At 62.2% G+C, this 16,372-nt stretch carries 17 protein-coding genes; 13 read left to right on the top strand and 4 right to left on the bottom strand.

Going from position 1 to position 16,372, the window contains the following annotated elements; translation table 11 throughout:
- Positions 1–29: 29 nt before the first annotated feature.
- Positions 30–920 (bottom strand): AraC family transcriptional regulator, encoded by an 891-nt coding sequence (locus AC1DXS_RS06105; RefSeq protein WP_477736669.1) that lies wholly within the window; start codon positions 918–920, stop codon positions 30–32.
- Between the two features lie 251 nt (positions 921–1,171).
- Between AC1DXS_RS06105 and AC1DXS_RS06100 the strand changes: the two genes are divergently transcribed.
- Positions 1,172–1,927: an SDR family oxidoreductase gene (locus AC1DXS_RS06100; RefSeq protein ID WP_477736668.1), complete on the top strand. Its 756-nt coding sequence runs from the start codon at positions 1,172–1,174 to the stop codon at positions 1,925–1,927.
- Positions 1,928–2,024: 97 nt separating this feature from the next.
- Here the strand turns inward: AC1DXS_RS06100 and AC1DXS_RS06095 are convergent, their stop codons facing one another.
- Complete coding sequence (locus AC1DXS_RS06095) at positions 2,025–2,930, bottom strand: LysR family transcriptional regulator (RefSeq protein ID WP_477662818.1); 906 nt, start codon at positions 2,928–2,930, stop codon at positions 2,025–2,027.
- 170 nt (positions 2,931–3,100) lie between these two features.
- Between AC1DXS_RS06095 and AC1DXS_RS06090 the strand changes: the two genes are divergently transcribed.
- From AC1DXS_RS06090 to AC1DXS_RS06035, 12 genes are all read left to right on the top strand, one after another.
- Positions 3,101–4,084 carry a 2Fe-2S iron-sulfur cluster-binding protein gene (locus AC1DXS_RS06090; protein ID WP_477736667.1) on the top strand — a complete coding sequence of 328 codons (984 nt, stop codon included), beginning with the start codon at positions 3,101–3,103 and terminating at the stop codon, positions 4,082–4,084.
- Positions 4,085–4,121: 37 nt separating this feature from the next.
- Positions 4,122–5,171, top strand: coding sequence for a gentisate 1,2-dioxygenase (gtdA, locus tag AC1DXS_RS06085; RefSeq protein WP_477736666.1), 1,050 nt, complete (start codon positions 4,122–4,124; stop codon positions 5,169–5,171).
- A gap of 33 nt (positions 5,172–5,204) precedes the next feature.
- Positions 5,205–5,900 (top strand): fumarylacetoacetate hydrolase family protein, encoded by a 696-nt coding sequence (locus AC1DXS_RS06080; protein WP_477736665.1) that lies wholly within the window; start codon positions 5,205–5,207, stop codon positions 5,898–5,900.
- A gap of 39 nt (positions 5,901–5,939) precedes the next feature.
- On the top strand, positions 5,940–7,241 hold the full coding sequence (locus AC1DXS_RS06075; protein WP_477736664.1) for an aromatic ring-hydroxylating dioxygenase subunit alpha: 1,302 nt from the start codon (positions 5,940–5,942) through the stop codon (positions 7,239–7,241).
- Complete coding sequence (locus AC1DXS_RS06070) at positions 7,238–7,726, top strand: aromatic-ring-hydroxylating dioxygenase subunit beta (RefSeq protein WP_477736663.1); 489 nt, start codon at positions 7,238–7,240, stop codon at positions 7,724–7,726. The genes AC1DXS_RS06075 and AC1DXS_RS06070 overlap by 4 nt, the downstream gene beginning before the upstream one ends.
- Positions 7,727–7,729: 3 nt before the next feature.
- Entirely contained in the window at positions 7,730–8,050 is a 321-nt protein-coding gene (locus tag AC1DXS_RS06065; protein ID WP_477736662.1) for a non-heme iron oxygenase ferredoxin subunit, read from the top strand.
- A 60-nt stretch (positions 8,051–8,110) separates the two neighbouring features.
- Positions 8,111–9,307, top strand: coding sequence for an ABC transporter substrate-binding protein (locus AC1DXS_RS06060; RefSeq protein WP_477736661.1), 1,197 nt, complete (start codon positions 8,111–8,113; stop codon positions 9,305–9,307).
- Between the two features lies 1 nt (position 9,308).
- A complete protein-coding gene (locus AC1DXS_RS06055) occupies positions 9,309–10,226 on the top strand; it encodes a branched-chain amino acid ABC transporter permease (protein ID WP_477736660.1) in 918 nt (305 codons plus the stop codon).
- Positions 10,227–10,230: 4 nt separating this feature from the next.
- The gene (locus AC1DXS_RS06050) at positions 10,231–11,241 is read left to right on the top strand and encodes a branched-chain amino acid ABC transporter permease (RefSeq protein WP_477736659.1); all 1,011 of its coding nucleotides are present in this window, start codon (positions 10,231–10,233) and stop codon (positions 11,239–11,241) included.
- Complete coding sequence (locus AC1DXS_RS06045) at positions 11,241–11,993, top strand: ABC transporter ATP-binding protein (RefSeq protein WP_477736658.1); 753 nt, start codon at positions 11,241–11,243, stop codon at positions 11,991–11,993. Before AC1DXS_RS06050 ends, AC1DXS_RS06045 begins: the two co-directional genes overlap by 1 nt.
- 19 nt (positions 11,994–12,012) lie before the next feature.
- A complete protein-coding gene (locus tag AC1DXS_RS06040) occupies positions 12,013–12,726 on the top strand; it encodes an ABC transporter ATP-binding protein (RefSeq protein ID WP_477736657.1) in 714 nt (237 codons plus the stop codon).
- Between the two features lie 152 nt (positions 12,727–12,878).
- A complete protein-coding gene (locus tag AC1DXS_RS06035) occupies positions 12,879–14,030 on the top strand; it encodes an ABC transporter substrate-binding protein (RefSeq protein ID WP_477736656.1) in 1,152 nt (383 codons plus the stop codon).
- A 186-nt stretch (positions 14,031–14,216) separates the two neighbouring features.
- Here the strand turns inward: AC1DXS_RS06035 and AC1DXS_RS06030 are convergent, their stop codons facing one another.
- Both AC1DXS_RS06030 and AC1DXS_RS06025 read right to left on the bottom strand, forming a co-directional pair.
- Positions 14,217–14,750, bottom strand: coding sequence for an arsinothricin resistance N-acetyltransferase ArsN1 family B (locus AC1DXS_RS06030; RefSeq protein WP_477736655.1), 534 nt, complete (start codon positions 14,748–14,750; stop codon positions 14,217–14,219).
- A gap of 534 nt (positions 14,751–15,284) precedes the next feature.
- Entirely contained in the window at positions 15,285–16,286 is a 1,002-nt protein-coding gene (locus tag AC1DXS_RS06025) for an AraC family transcriptional regulator (protein WP_477736654.1), read from the bottom strand.
- Positions 16,287–16,372: the final 86 nt, after the last annotated feature.

Here is a 16,372-nt window from a genome sequence, read left to right as displayed (position 1 = left end):
CAGGCGCCGGTTCGCCACGCACCGTGCCGCTACGCAGCTACCGCAGCACTCTTGGCGGCCGCAGCTTCCTTCATCGGCGGAAGCCCGAACATCCGCCCATACTCTCGTGTGAACTGTGACACGCTCTCATAGCCCACTTCATACGCTGCGCTGCTCGCGGTTCGTCCTTCCGCCACCATCAGCCGGCGGGCTTCGATGAGCCGAAGCTGCTTCTGGAACTGCAGCGGCGAGAGCGAAGTGGCGGCACGGAAGTGTTGATGGAAGGACGAGGGGCTCATGCCCGCCTCTGCAGCAAGGCGGTCGACCGGAAGGGCGCTGGCAAAGTCCGATCGAAGAACGGCAATGGCACGGGCGATCCGCTGCCGGTTACCCTGTTTCCACCCAAGGGAGCGGATCGCATCGCCGTGGCGACCCGTCAGGAGCCAGTAGTGCAACTCCCGCAAAAGTTGCGCACGCAAAATCGGCACGGATGCGGGGCGTTCCAGCAGCCGCATCAGGCGCAGCGCCGCGTCCTCGACCTCGGCATCCGTGCGCTCAACCCTGACGGGCGCGGCATCGTCCGATGGGACTGCCTTCATCTCCATCGTCAGTTCGGCGATGAGCGGAAGATCGAGTTCCAGGACGAGCGACATGTAGGGCTCGGTGGAGCTGGCACGGGTGATCTGGCTCGCTGTGGGGATGTCGGCGGTAATCAGCATGGAGTCCCCGGCACCGAAGGTGACCGTCCTGGTTCCGAAAGAGACTTGCTTGTTTCCTTGAAGGACCAGGCAGACCAGGGGGCAGGAAATCGCGTGAACAAGGCTCGTGGGCGCCATTGAGCGGATGGTCGTCAAGCCCTGGATGGGTGTTTGTGCCAGCCCGGCAGGATTGGCGTACGCCTCCAGGTAACGGCTGACAGCTTTGAGCAGTGTGTCTGACATCCCCCGAACATTAACTGATCACGGAAGCCGGGCCAATGCCGGCTGTAGAAACAGGCAAGGCATTGCGAGGAACGGGCAAGTATTGCCATGCCGGTGGGCAAAAACGGTGGAGGACGCAAAGCAGTGCAGGTCAAGTCGTGGGAATGGGCAAAAGGCTTCGAGGAATTGGCAATTCTGTTTGAGCACGAGCTTCTACGATCGCTCATCCAACACATCAAACCACATCAACCCACTGAACAGGAGTTCCTCAAATGAGCAAGATCGCTATCGTCACGGGTTCCAGCCGCGGCCTCGGCCGCAACACCGCCCTCAGCATTGTCCGTCGCGGCGGGGATGTCATCGTGACCTACAAAAGCCGCGCTGATGAAGCGGACAAGCTCGTCGCCGAAATCGCGGCGATGGGCCGCAAGGCTGCTGCCTTCCAGCTGGATACCAGCGACGTGTCGTCGTTCAAGCCGTTTGCGGGTCGCGTCAGGGCGGTATTGAATGAAACCTGGAAGCGCGACACCTTCGACCACCTTGTGAACAATGCGGGGCACGGTGATATGGCACCGATTGCAGACGCCACCGAGGCGCACTTCGACAGTCTGTTCAATGTGCACTTTAAAGGCGTCTACTTCCTCACGCAGGCCCTGCTGCCGTTGATCGCCGATGGAGGGCGAATCGTCAATCTGTCGACCGGCCTGACGCGCGTTTCCTACCCGGGCTTCTCCGCCTACGCTGCGGCAAAAGGCGCGGTCGAAATTTTGAGTGTCTATCTGGCAAAGGAGCTTGGAAGTCGCGGTATTGCGGTGAACACCGTGGCGCCCGGTGCGATCGAGACCGATTTTCTGGGGGGCGCCGTTCGTGATACGCCCGATATGAACAAGGCATTCGCAGACATGATCGCCCTGGGTCGCGTGGGTGTTCCCGACGACATCGGTCCCATGATCGCGAGCCTTCTGTCGGAGGACAACCGTTGGGTCACGGGACAAAGGATCGAAGTCTCCGGCGGCCAGGTCATCTGATGCCGCTTTGAAGTGAACCCCTGGGAGTCCATAGTGGGCGCCCGGCGCGAAGGCCTTCCGGCGGTGGGCTGTTTCAGGTGCCGGGCCCAATCGCGCATTACCGGTCCGAATGCGTCTCGAAGACAAGTGATCTGAGCCACTGATTTGCCGGGTCCTTGTGGTACTTGGCGTGCCAAAAAAGATTGATGGCGATTTGCGGCAACTTGACGGGATGGTTGACGTATCGGAGATTGAATGGCGTCGCCATTTTTTCCGCCAGGCGCTCGGGGACTGTGGCCGCCATGTCGGTGGATTGAAGAATATGGCCAATCGCGACGAAATGGGGAACCGTGAGACGTATGCGTCTTTTTTGTGAACCGCTGTCCAGAATTTCGTCGACTTTCCCGTGGCCGGTTCCCGCGGACGCAATCACGACGTGATCGCTTGCAAAAAAATCCGCTGGAGAAATCTTTCGCTTGTCCAGTGCATGGTTTTTGCGAAACACACAAACGTATTGCTGAGAGAACAGGCGCTGCTGGAAAAATCCGGCCTTCAATTGGGGTAACAGCCCGATCGCCAGATCGACGTGTCCCGCCTCCATGGCATCTTTGAGGTTGACGGTGGTATTGCGCACCGTGCTGATGGAAATCCCGGGCGCCACTTTCTGGATCTTCTCCATCAAGAGAGGCAGGAAGTAGATTTCGCCGATGTCGGTCATCCCGACGGTGAAGCTCCGTTTACTGCTGGCGGGGTCGAATGAGTTCTTGACGTTGATCGCGCCGTGGATCATGCCTAGTGCATAACCTATCGATTCGGCCAATTGGTCCGCAAAGGGCGTGGGCTGCATGCCGCTCGACGTGCGCAGAAAAAGTTCGTCCCCAAACAGCTTGCGCAGGCGCGCCAGGGCGTTGCTGACGGCGGGCTGTCCCAGGCCGAGGTTCTCCGCCACCTTGGAGACTTTTCTTTCGGTCAGCAGCTGGTTAAAGATCACCAGCAGGTTCAGGTCTATGTCCTTGAGTTCCATTTTCGGCCTCTAGTGCTTGGTGGTTTGGTCGTGGCGGATAGTATTGATTCAAATGATATAGAACATTAACGCCATTGTATTGACTGATTTTGGTGGGTCTCTGATCATGCCCTCATTGCAGCTGCTGGTCCTGATTGCCGCTGCCCACGAGACACACCAGATCAAGCACGATGGAAATTTTTGTCCGCCCTCTCCAGCGTACGCTGAGCGTTAGCGCAGGGGTGAACTTGCTCGACGCCCTGCGCGCCAACGACGTGCCGGTGTCCTACAGCTGCCTGGCCGGGCGTTGCGGCACCTGCCGCTGCAAGCTCGTCGAAGGGCAAGTACTCGCCTCGGGCGGGGAAGCGCAGCGGCCGGTGGCGGCTGGTGACCAGTACGTATTGGCCTGCCAGACCTTTCTGACGGAATCCTGCATTGTCGAGATCCCCGAGCCCGACGAGGTCGTTGTCCATACGGCAAAAATCGTCAAGGCCACCGTCGTTGCGGTGGAGGACCAGACCCACGACATCAAACGCCTGCGGCTGAAACCGGCCAAGCCCATCGAGTTTTCACCGGGACAGTACGCCCAGCTCCAGTTCACGCCCGAGCACATCCGGCCTTACTCCATGGCGGGCTTGTGTGCCGACGGCGAGCTGGAGTTCCACGTGCGCCTGGTCGCCGAGGGCCGCGTCACAGGCTACATCGCCAATACGCTGAAGGTCGGCGACGCGGTGCGCGTCAGCGGTCCGCTGGGTTCGGCCTACCTGCGCCGCAAGCATGAAGGGCCGATGCTCTGCGTGGCCGGCGGTACAGGCCTGGCGCCGATTCTGTCCATCATCCGCGGCGTCATTGCCGAAGGCATGCGCAACAGCATCCACCTGTATTTCGGCGTTCGCTCCGAACGCGACATCTATGGCCGCGAATGGCTGGCGGAGCTTCAGCGCCAGCATCCGCAACTGAAGGTGCACCTCGTGCTGGCATCCGGCCAGGCGCCCGGCTGCCGCACGGGCCTGGTCACCGAAGCCATTGCCCAGGACTGGCCGGGCCTTGGCGGCTTCCGTGCCTATCTCTGCGGCGCGCCCCCCATGGTTGAGGCCACCAGCCTGCTGGTGCGCCAGATGGGCGTGCTGCCCGAACAAATCTATGCCGACGCGTTTTACGCCAGCGGCACTTGAGCGACCAGACTGAACAGACCGATCAACAGGAACCCCCATGAACAGCAGAAATAATGGCCTTGAATCCCAGCTGAGCCGCAAGGACTACTACGAGCGCATCGGCGCGGACAACATGACGCCTTTGTGGGAAGTGCTGGGCGCGCTGGTGCCGCACTCGCCGAAGTCGCCCGCGGTCGCGCATCTGTGGAAGTACGCCGACGTGCGCGAACGGGTCATGGAGGCGGGCACGCTGATCAGCGCGGCTGAGGCTGAACGCCGCGTGCTGATTCTGGAAAACCCCGGGCTGCGCGGCCAATCCTGCATCACACAGTCGCTGTATGCCGGCCTGCAGCTCATCATGCCGGGGGAGGTGGCGCCGGCGCACCGCCACACCCAGTCCGCGCTGCGGCTGGTGCTGGACGGTGAAGGCGCCTACACGGCGGTCGATGGCGAACGCACGACGATGCGCCGCGGCGACTTCATCATCACGCCGGCCTGGACCTGGCACGACCACGGCAACCCGGGTAATCAGCCGGTGGTGTGGCTCGACGGACTGGATATTCCCATCGTGCGTTTCCTTGATGCGGGATTCGCCGAGAAAAGCGACAGCAACTACCAGGCCGTCGTCCGGCCGGAGGGCGATGCGCTGGCGCGCTACGGCGCCAACATGGTGCCGGTCGATTTTTACCAGCAGCCTGCCGAGCCGACCAAAGTGTTTGTCTATCCCTGGGAGCGCACGCTGGCATCGTTGAAAGCCATCGCCGCGGGCAGCGAGCCCGACGCGCACTTCGGCCACAAGCAGCGTTACGTCAACCCGGCCACCGGCCGCTCGCCCATGCCGACGATAGCGGCGTTCTCCCAGCTGCTTCCAGCGGGCTTTGAGACACGGCCCTACCGCTGCACCGATGGCACGGTGTACGTGTGCCTCAGCGGCAAGGCCGAGGCGAGCATTGAAGGCAAGACCGTTCGCCTTGATGAAAACGACGTGATGGTGGTGCCGTCCTGGCACAGCCACCAATTTCGCGCCGGCCCGGATACCGTGCTCTTCAGCTATTCAGACCGCCCGGTGCAGCAGGCCCTCGGCCTGTGGCGCGAACACCGCGCCTGAAAGACTTTCAACTTTTCAACGGAACACCGTCACATGAACTACGCCATCGAACCCGCTGCCCCTCCCACGCTCGCCGTCGCGGGCATCCGCGAACGCTTTCCCGTCAACCGCATTTTCTGCGTGGGCCGCAACTACGCCGCGCATGCACGAGAAATGGGCAAGGACCCGGAGCGCGATCCGCCGTTCTTTTTCATGAAACCGGCCAACGCGGCCGTCGATGCGTCGTCGCCGGTCGGCATTCCTTATCCGCCGAAGACGAACAACTTCCACCACGAAATCGAACTCGTCGTCGCCATCGGCAAGGGTGGCCGCGACATCGCCGTGGCCGATGCGCTGGACCATGTCTACGGCTACGGCGTGGGGCTGGACATGACGCGCCGTGACCTGCAGCTCGAAGCGCGCGACAAGGGCCGGCCGTGGGAATTCGGCAAGTCCTTTTCGCTGTCGGCTCCCGTCGGCGCGCTGTCACGCGTGGCCGACGGCGGCCATGTCGCGCAAGGCGCCATCAGCGTCACCGTCAACGGCAGCGCGCGTCAATCGTCAGACGTTGCCAAGCTGATCTGGTCGGTCCCGGAATGCATCGCCTATCTTTCCGAATATGAAACGCTGGAGCCCGGCGACATCATCATGACCGGGACCCCCGAAGGCGTGAACGCCGTGCTTGCGGGTGACGTCATGCAAGGCGATATAGCCGGCCTGGCGGGCATCACGGTCACGGTGACCGCCTGAAGCACAGGCGCTGATTAACCGAAGCAAAAGGAGACAGCGATGACCGCATCGACCGCCCCAACAACCGCCCCAACAACAACCGGATCCACCGGGACCTTTCCCATCAAGATCCATTGGGAATCCGAAGGTACAAGCCGGATTCCCTTCATGGCGTACACCGACCCGGACCAGCACAAGAAAGAGCTTGAACGCTTTTTCTACAACAAACACTGGAACTACGTCGGCCTTGACGCCGAGATCCCCAACGCCGGCGACTTCAAGCGCACGGTGATCGGAGAGCGTTCGGTGATCATGGTGCGCGACACCGACGGCGGTGTCAGTGTTGTCGAAAACGTTTGTGCCCACCGCGGCATGCAGTTCTGCCGCGAACGCCATGGCAACAAAAAAGAGTTTGTGTGCCCTTATCACCAGTGGAGCTACACCTTGAAGGGCGACCTGCAGGGCGTGCCGTTCCGGCGCGGCGTGAAGCAGGACGGCAAGGTCAACGGGGGTATGCCGGCAGACTTCAAGACCACCGACCACGGCCTCAACAAGCTGAAGGTCGCCACGCGCGGCGGCGTGGTATTTGCCAGCTTCGACCACGGCATCGAATCCCTTGAAGACTTTCTTGGACCGGTGATCCTCGGTTATTTCGATCGTCTCTTTGACGGCCGGAAGCTGAAGATCCTGGGCTACAACCGCCAGCGCATCCCGGGAAACTGGAAGCTGATGCAGGAGAACATCAAGGACCCCTACCACCCCGGCCTGCTGCACACCTGGTTTGTCACCTTCGGCCTCTGGCGCGCAGACAACAAGTCCGAACTCAAAATGGATGCGCGCCACCGCCATGCCGCGATGATCTCCACGCGCGGGCAGTCGGGCAAGGCGGACCAGGTCACCCAGGTGTCCAGCTTCAAAGAGAGCATGGAACTCAACGATCCGCGCTTTCTGGACATCGTGCCCGAGCCTTGGTGGGGCGGCCCGACGGCGGTGATGATGACGCTGTTTCCCAGCGTCATCCTGCAGCAACAGGTCAACAGCGTCTCGACGCGCCACATCCAGCCCGACGGCAACGGTTCCTTCGATTTCGTCTGGACGCACTTTGGCTTTGAGGACGACACGCCAGAGATGACGCAGCGCCGGCTGCGCCAGGCCAACCTGTTCGGCCCGGCCGGCTTTGTGTCGGCTGACGATGGCGAGGTGATTGAGTTCTCGCAGCAGGGTTTCGAGCAGAAGCCTTACCACCGCACCCTGGCCGAACTCGGCGGGCGCACGGCCGAGGACACCGACCACATGGTCACGGAAACATTGATACGCGGCATGTACCAATACTGGCGCGAAGTGATGGAGGCTGATGTATGACCACAGCCGTAGCCGTCAATTTCGAAGACTATCTGCAAATCGCGCAGCTGTATGCCGATTACGCGCAGGCGGTCGATTCAGGTAACTGGGATTTGTGGCCCGGGTTCTTCACCGAGGACTGCCTCTACAAGCTGACCCCGCGGGAAAACCACGAACGCGGTTTTCCGCTGGCAACCCTGCTTTTTGAAAGCAAGGGCATGCTGAAAGACCGTGTCTATGGCATCCGCGAGACCTTGTTCCATGACCCCTACTACCAGCGCCACGTCGTCGGTGCGCCGCTGATTCGCGCGGCCGGCGGCAATCGCTTTGAGTCGGAGGCCAACTACGCGGTCTTTCGCACCAAGCTGTCACAAGAGTCGACGGTCTTCAATGTCGGCCGCTACATCGACGTGATCGTGCGTACCCCCGAAGGCCTGAAGTTCGCTTCGCGGCTGTGCGTATACGACAGCGAAATGATCCCCAATTCCATCATTTACCCCATCTAAATCATGAGCAATTCAAACTGGACGGACGCCACCGAAGAAGCCGGTGTTCCCGAAGACGACGTGATCGGCCTGCAGGTCGGCGGCCGCGACATCGCTCTCTACAAGGTCGAGGGCAGTATTTTCGCCACCGACAACATCTGTACTCACGGCCATGCCCGCCTGTGCGACGGCTTTCTTGACGGCTATGAAATTGAATGTCCGCTGCACCAGGGCAAGTTCGACGTGCGCAACGGCCGCGGCACCTGCGCGCCGATCACGCAGGACGTTCGCAGCTACCCCGTGCGCATCGAGGGCGGGCGCGTCTTCGTGCAAATTTCCGACTGAACCCGCAGCCCTTCACCCTTTTCAGCCTTTCATTACCCCACACAGAGGAGACAACCCACCATGAACACAACTTCCAAGACGCCCTCCAAGACAGCTTTTCGCCGCAGCGCACTGATCGCCGCGGCCGGGCTCGCCCTGGCCGGCGCCAGCCAGATCACCGCCGCCGCCACCATCGGCTTCATGGCCCCCCTGTCCGGCCCGCAGGCCATCGTCGGCCAGGACCAGGTCGACGGCTTCATGCTGGCGGTCGAGCAATTGGGCGGCAAGCTAGGCGGCCAGGCCGCCACGGTGCTGAAGGAAGACGACCAGCTCAAGCCTGAGATCGGCAGCCAGATCGTGCGCAAGTTCATCGACAAGGACAAGGTCGATGCCATCGTGGGCCTGAGCTTTTCCAATGTGCTGATGGCCAGCCTGCCGCGCATCGCCGAGTCGGGCACCGTGGCCATCGCCACGAATGCCGGCCCGTCGCCGCTGGCCGGCGCGGGTTGCAAGGCCAATGTGTTTTCCGCCGCGTGGCAGAACGACGGCGCGGCCGAAGCCATGGGCAAGCTGGCCCAGGACAAGGGCCTGAAAAAGGTCTACCTGATGGCGCCCAACTACCAGGCCGGCAAAGACATGCTGGCCGGCTTCAAGCGCTACTTCAAGGGCCAGGTCGTGGACGAGGTCTACACGCAGGTGAACCAGCCTGACTATTCCGCCGAGCTGGCGCAACTGCAGGCTGCCGCACCCGATGCGGTGTTTGTGTTCTACCCGGGTGGCATGGGCGTCAATTTCATCAAACAGATGAGCCAGGCCGGCCTGATGGCCAAAGTGCCGCTGTATTCCGTCTTCACCGTCGATGGCACAACCCTGCCGGGCCTGCGCGACGCGGCCCTTGGCAGCGTCAGCGGCGCGATGTGGGACGCGGCGCTGGACACGCCGGAGAACAAGAAGTTCGTTGCCGACTTCGAACGCAAATACAAACGCACGCCCAGCGCGTACGCGGCGACGGCCTACGACGCGGCCAACATCCTGAATATCGCCCTGGGCAAGGCCAAGGCCGGCGATGCCAAGGCACTCGCCGTAGCGGTCAAGGCGGCCGGCAGCGAGTTCAAGTCGGTACGCGGCACATTCGCGTTCAACAACAACAACCTGCCGGTGCAGAACTACTACGCGTTCGAAGCCGTCAAGAGCGGCGGCAACGTCGTCGGAAAGCTCATCGCAACCCCGTTGCCCAAGCAGAGCGATGCCTACCATGCGCAGTGCGCGCTGAAGTGACATGAACGGCACGATAGTTTTCGCGCAGCTGCTCAACGGCCTGCAGTACGGCGTCCTGTTGTTTTTACTGGCGGCAGGCCTGACGCTGGTCTTCGGCATCATGAGCTTCGTCAACCTGGCGCACGGCTCGCTGTACATGATGGGCGCGTACTTCGCGGCCACGGCCTTCCAGTACACCGGCTCCTTCGGGCTGGCCTTGCTGGCGGCGATGCTGGGCTCGCTGCTGCTGGGCCTGGCGCTGGAGTTCGTCGCGGTCGCACGCCTCTACCGGCGCGACCATCTTGACCATGTGCTGGCCACCTTCGGCCTTGTCTTGTTCTTCAATGAACTGGTGCGCATCATCTGGGGCCCGCAGCCGGTATTTTTGCAAGTGCCGGAGTTCCTGAGCGGCGCCATCCCTATCGCCGGCTTCAGCTACCCGGCCTACCGCTTCGCCATCATCGTCGTCGGGCTGGTGGTTGCAGTGGGTTCCTGGCTGCTGATCAACAAGACCCGCGTGGGCATGCTGATCCGGGCCGGTGCGGTGAACCCCGCGATGGTCGCCGCGCTCGGCGTGAATATCCGCCTGCTCAACGCCATGCTGTTCGCGGTCGGCGCCATGCTCGCGGGCCTGGCCGGCGCGATGGCCGGGCCTATCCTGTCGGTGCAGTCCGGCATGGGCGAGTCGGTACTCATCACGACGCTGGTCGTCATCGTGATTGGCGGCATCGGTTCGGTCACCGGCGCCTTCCATGCCGCGCTGATCGTCGGCATCGTCGACACCCTGGGCCGCGCATTTTTGCCCTTCCTGCTGCGGCAGGTCACCGAGCGCTCGCTCGCCGACGCCGCCGGCCCGGCGCTGGCCTCCATGCTGGTCTACCTGCTGATGGCGGTGGTGCTGGCCTGGCGCCCGCAAGGCCTCTTTCCCGCCAACAGGTGAAACCATGACCCCACTTCTTTCACGCCCCAGCGCCTGGGTTTCCTTGCTGGTCCTGCTGTTGCTGGCGACCGTGCCCTTCGTCGCACAGGCCACCGGCCAGCCGTTTTATGTCGCCTTCTTCGCGCGCATCATCATCTACGCGATTGCCGCCTGCGCGCTGAACATGGCGCTGGGTTACGGCGGGCTGGTGAGCTTCGGCCATTCGCTGTTTCTTGGCCTGGGAGGGTATGCCGTCGGCCTGGCTTCTTTTCATGGCATCGGCAACGGCTGGGTGCACCTCGCGCTGTGCCTGGGCGTGTGCGGCCTGGTCGCGCTGGTCACGGGCGCCATCAGCTTGCGCACCAGCGGCATCGCTTTCATCATGATCACGCTGGCCTTCGCGCAGATGGGCTACTTCCTGTTCGTGAGCTTGAAGAACTATGGCGGCGATGACGGAATGTCCATCGCCCAGCCCAGCCGTTTCGGCCCGCTCGACCTGTCATCCGCGACCAGCGTCTACGTTGTGGCCTTCGTGGTCCTGGTCCTGTCGATCTGGTGGCTGGCCAGGCTGCGCGTCGCGCCCTTCGGCATGGTGATCCGCGGCGCCAGGCAGAACACGCGCCGCGTCAATGCCGCCGGCATCCCGGTGCTGCGCTACCAGTTGCTGGCCTATGTGATGTCGGGCATGTTGTGCGGTGTGGCTGGCCTGCTGCTGGCCAACCTCAATGCCTTCGCCTCGCCCAGCACGCTGGCCTGGTCGGTGTCGGGCGAGCTGATCGTCATCGTGGTGATCGGCGGCCTGGGCACGGTGTTCGGCCCCCTGATGGGTGCGCTGGTTTTCCTCGGCCTGGAAGAAATCCTGAAAGGATTGACCGAACACTGGATGGTCATCTTCGGCCCCTTCATCGTCATCATCACACTCCTGGGGAACCGCGGCATCATCGGGCTGCTGCAGCGCTTTGATTCCCGGGAAAAGCTGGCCCTAAAAGCCGCTCCATCGGTCGTTGCGACGGATGCCGCGCAAGGAGCCCTGTAATGGCCAGCGTACTTCGCACTGAATCGCTCACCAAACGCTACGGCGCGCTGCTGGTCACCGACGCGGTGTCGCTCGACATCGGCGAGGGAGAACTGCACGCCATCATCGGTCCCAACGGCGCCGGCAAGACCACGCTGATCAACCAGCTGTCAGGCGAGCTGGCACCGAACAGCGGCCGCGTCTGGTTCAACGGCGCGGATGTGTCCGCTTTGCCTATCCATGAACGCGCCAGGCGCGGTTTGTTGCGCTCGTACCAGATCACCTCGATCTTTGAGGACTTCAGCGTGCTGGAGAACGCCACGTTCGCGGCGCTTGGCTCACGCCAGCATGCCTTCAAGTTCTGGATGCCGATGCTGGCAAGCAAGGGTGCACGCAAGTTCGCCGAAGAGGCGCTGGCAGCCACCGGCCTCGCGCATCGATGCAATGTGTCGGCCGGCGACCTGGGTTACGGTGAGCGCAGGCAACTGGAGCTGGCCATGAGCCTGGCCGCCGGGCCGAAGTTCCTGCTACTGGACGAACCCATGGCCGGCATGAGTGTTCAGGAATCCGCCGCCGTCATCGCGCTGCTGAAAAGTCTGAAACGGCTCTACACCATCCTGCTGGTCGAGCACGACATGGATGCGGTGTTTGCGCTGGCAGACCGCATCAGCGTGCTGGTCTACGGCAAGATCTTGTTCACCGGCACGCCTGAGGAAATCCGCAACCACCCGGAAGTGCGGGCGGTCTACCTCGGTGAAGAAGCTCAAGCGTGAAGCGGACAAGGAAAAAATCATGACACCATTTTTATCCGTCCAAGGCCTGCAGGCTTCCTACGGCCACGCGCAGGCGCTGTTTGACATCTCGTTCGACGTCGGCCCAGGTGAGGTGGTCACCCTGCTGGGGCGCAACGGCATGGGCCGCTCCACCACCGTCAAATGTTTGTTCGGCATGCTGCCCGTGGCCTCCGGTAGCGTGTCGGTGGCCGGTGCCCGTGTAGACCGTTTACCTTCGCACCGCATCGCGCGCCAGGGCCTGGCGCTGGTGCCCGAAGGCCGGCAAGTGTTTCCCAACCTGACGGTCGAGGAAAACCTGGTGGCGACCGCCCGGGACGACAAAAAGAGCCATGGAAAAACCTGGGACCTGGGTCGTGTCTATGCCTTTTTCCCACGGTTGAAAGAACGTCGCGCTAATCTGGGATCACAGCTGTCGGGGGGCGAGCAGCAGATGCTGGCCATCGGCCGCGCGCTGATGACCAACCCGCGGCTGCTGGTGCTCGACGAAGCCACAGAGGGTCTGGCCCCTGTGATTCGAAACGAAATCTGGCGCGCCCTTGCTGACCTGAAGAAGGAGGGCTTGTCGCAGATCGTCATCGATAAAAACGTGAAAGCGCTGATGGGCCTGGCAGACCGGCACTTTGTGATTGAAAAAGGCCGCGTCGTCTGGCAAGGCAGCTCGGATGAATTGCGCGGGCAGCCTGGAATCGTTCACCAATACCTGGGCGTCTGAATCGACCTGTGAAGGACCTTGGCGCAAGTTCGGCGACCGAACTTATTGCTTGAGGGCTGCGTTCGGCCAGCGTAGTACGACATCTCGGGGTTTAACCCATTTGAATTACTTTGCATTGATGATGTACTGGCCAAAGTAATAAAGGAGACAACATGGCTCTCAATTTTATGCACCTCAGGACCACCATGGCTGCACTTGGGATCCTGGTCTTGCCGATGTCCAGCCACGCCATCGAGCTTGTCTTCGGGCAGGTCGCTTCGCAGACCAATCCGACATCGGCCGCGAACGCCAAAGGCATGGCGGCGGGTATCCAGGCCTATTTCGACAAAGTCAATGCGGGCAGCACCCTGCAGGGCAACAAGCTCAAACTGGTCACGCTGGATGACAGCCTGCAAGCCCCAAAGATGCTTGAGCTGACCCAGCAACTCATCGGCGATCCGGCGGTGGTGGGGCTGTTGGGCTTTCTCAACAGCGGCGGACTCGCCGAAATCGCCAAGCAGGACTTGCCGGGCAAGAACGGCATCGCGCTGATTGCGCCGCTGCAGGGCGATAAAAATGTGGTTTCCGCCAGCAATGTGTTCCCTCTGCGCAGCGGCTATGCGGATGAAGTGGGCAGCCTGCTCAAGGAAGCCAAGACTTGGGGCAAGGACTCGCTGGCCATCGTCAATATGAGCGTCGCCTTCGGCCCGCCCCTGGCGCAGTTGACGACCCAGCTCAGCGGGCCGCAGGGCGTCAAAATCGTGACGCAGCAGGTGCTTGACGCCGCGCCCGACAAGCTGGATGCGAGTGTTCGCGCAGCCGCCGCCGCCATCACGGAGACCCGCCCCAAGGGCATTATTCTGCTGGCCGCGGGCAAGCCTGCATTTGAATTCGTCAAGGCTGTCCGCGACGTCCCTGGGGGGACGGTGCAGATCTACGGCCTGTCGGTGCTGCTGCACGACGGCTTGGTCAATGCCGTCGGCAAGGACAAGGCACGCGGCATCGTGTTGAGCCAGGCGGTGCCGTTCCCCTTTGTTCCTTCCAAGCCGGTCATCACCGAATATCAAGCTGACATGAAGAAGTACGCACCGGGCGAGGCCCTGTCTTTCTCAAGCCTCGAAGGCTATATGGGCGCCAAGATCGCCGTGGAAGCCGTCCGGCGTGCGGGCAAGACGCCGACCCGCGCCGGCGTGTTGCAAGCCTTGTCCAGCCTGGGCGAATACAACCTTGGGGGTGTCTTTGTCAACTACACAGCCAACCAGCGGACCGGTTGGGGTGGGGTGGATCTCTCCATCGTGAATTCCAACGGCAACCTTCAAAAATAACTTCGAAAATTGTGATCGCTGATTCGATGGAAAACTGGAGTGAACCCTTTGGACTGGACCACGGGGACGAACGCAAAGTTGACCCGCCGGCCCTGGCTTGCCTCGCCAGCAGATAACGCACATGGCCGCCAAGGATGCGGTTTTCGGCAAGTTCAGAAGGAAAACCAGCGAGCCACAGGCCGGGATTTATCCGCCCTGATACGCCTTCGGTGAATCAGGTTGCGCAAGTGCCTGAATGGAGCGCTGCCACCAACCCACGTCGTGCCAGGCGTTCAACTTGTAGCCGACCTTTCGGTAGATCCCGAGCGGCTCAAACCCCATCGATTCGTGGAGCGCCACACTCGCAACGTTCGGAAGAGCGATACCGGCAAAGGCTTGCGCGTAACCCAGTGTCTTCAGCTCCTCCAGCAGCGATGTGTAAAGCTGTTTGCCGATGCCTTGGCCGCGGGCGTCACGGCGTACATAGGCCGTCACGTCCACGGACCACTGATAGGCGGCCCGTTCGCGATGCTTGCTGGCATAGACATAGCCGCTGACCTGGCCTGAAGCATCAAGACTCACCAGCCAGGGAAAGCGCTGCAGCGTGGTCGCTATGCGCATCCCCATTTCGTCGACCGTTGGCGGCTCCAGTTCGAACGAAATGGCTGTCTCGCGCACGATCGGGGCGTAGATCGCGGCAATGGCGGGGGCGTCATCTGTCGTAGCGGTACGGATATTCATGGTTAAACGCGCGTGGGTAAAGGAGTTGCCGAAGTTTTCTCGTCGGCATTTTGGCAGGAGCAGCAGCCTTCCAGATGCACAGGCCCCAAGGGTTGCGGAAATCCACAAGGCGCCCACTTCCCGGTGACCGAGGAAAACGCCAAAAAACCACCGACGTTCGGCGCAACGAGTCGACCGGCCGCATTCGCTGCGAAACGGCTACCAGGTCGCAGATGCCCGACCTAACGAAGCCCTGCTGCATTGGCTCGTGCCAACGGCTTCACGTGAGCTCGCAAGTGACTGCAGATCTTGTTCAGATCGCTTTCAGGGTCACGGTTACCACGCGACAAGACCAGATCGGTTTGCACCACCATCTCCTCAAAGCGCGGGTTAGAGGCAAGGTACGCCAGAATCAGCCTGGCCAGGACCCACGCCCTGGGTTGACCGCCGCCCGAACTTCGCGTTGATGCCACGCGGCCGGAGCCCTCGTTCGCTCGGGAGGCGGCTTGGTGCTGATGGTTCCCGAGGTCCAGTCCGAGGGGTTCGCTCCAATGCTCACACCAGACTGCGCGCCTTGCTGGGCGGATGCCCGATGACACGCTTGAATGCCCGGCTGAAGGAAGCCTCGGAGTCGAAACCCAGCCGGTCGGCGGCCGTGGTGACGCGCATGCCGTCCTGCGCGATCCAGCTGCGGGCCTGGAACATGCGGATGCGGGCGACATACCGGGCAGGGCTTTCGCCCACCGATTCCTTGAAGGCCTGGGCAAAACGCGATCGTGACGCGCCCATGATGCTGGCCAGCGCCGGCACGCTCCAGTCCTGCTCCGGTGAGGCGTGGATGGCGGCCAGCACCTTGCCCACGCCGGGTGAGCGCAGCGCCGCAATCCAGCCCGTCGAGTTGCTGCAGGCGCATTCCACCCAGGCGCGGATGATGGTCGCGGCCAGCACGTCGGCCATGCGCGCCAGGATCCCGCAAGCGCCTATGCGGTTGAGCGAGGCTTCGCGCTCCATCGCCTCCAGCAGCATGGGCACGCCCGGGTCGCGCTGGGCCAGCTCGCTGGCGCGTATCACCTCCGGCATCATGGCCAGCAAGGGGTGCAGAGGGTCGAGGTTAAAGGTCATGCTGCCGCAGAACATGGTGTGGGACGGTGTTTGCGCCGCGGGCGTTGCATCGCGCAGCAGGTAGATGTCGTCCGCCAGCCGCTGGCGGTCAAAGCTCGCGAGGTCCAGCGGCGGCACCTCGGGTGAACTGGCCAGGGTATGGGCCGTGCCGCGCGGCAGAAGCACCGCGTCACCGGCCTTCAATTCCATCCACCCGGACTGCGGCGTGTGCATCCAGCAGTCTCCGCTGACAACGAAGTGAAAGCGCGCGGCGGGCTGCGCGTCAAAGGAAATGGCCCAGGGCGCTTGCACGAGGCAGCGGCCGTATTCCACGCCCTCCAGGCGCAGGCCCAGCAGCACCTGGGTGAGCGGGTCGGGCCCGGCGGCGGGCAGACCGCCCTCTTCATGGGGAGGCTGGATGACGGGCGTGAAAGTTCTGGAGGAATCGTCAAGCATTTCGGCTCTTTCGCCATGGAAAGCTGTCGATGCTAGGCCTAAGCTGGCAACCCTGTCCTCAACAAGGCTTCCCGACAAGGCGCCCC

It is taken from the genome of Polaromonas sp. P3_B1, from assembly GCF_056402935.1.
This window is presented reverse-complemented; position numbering and strand designations above follow the sequence as displayed.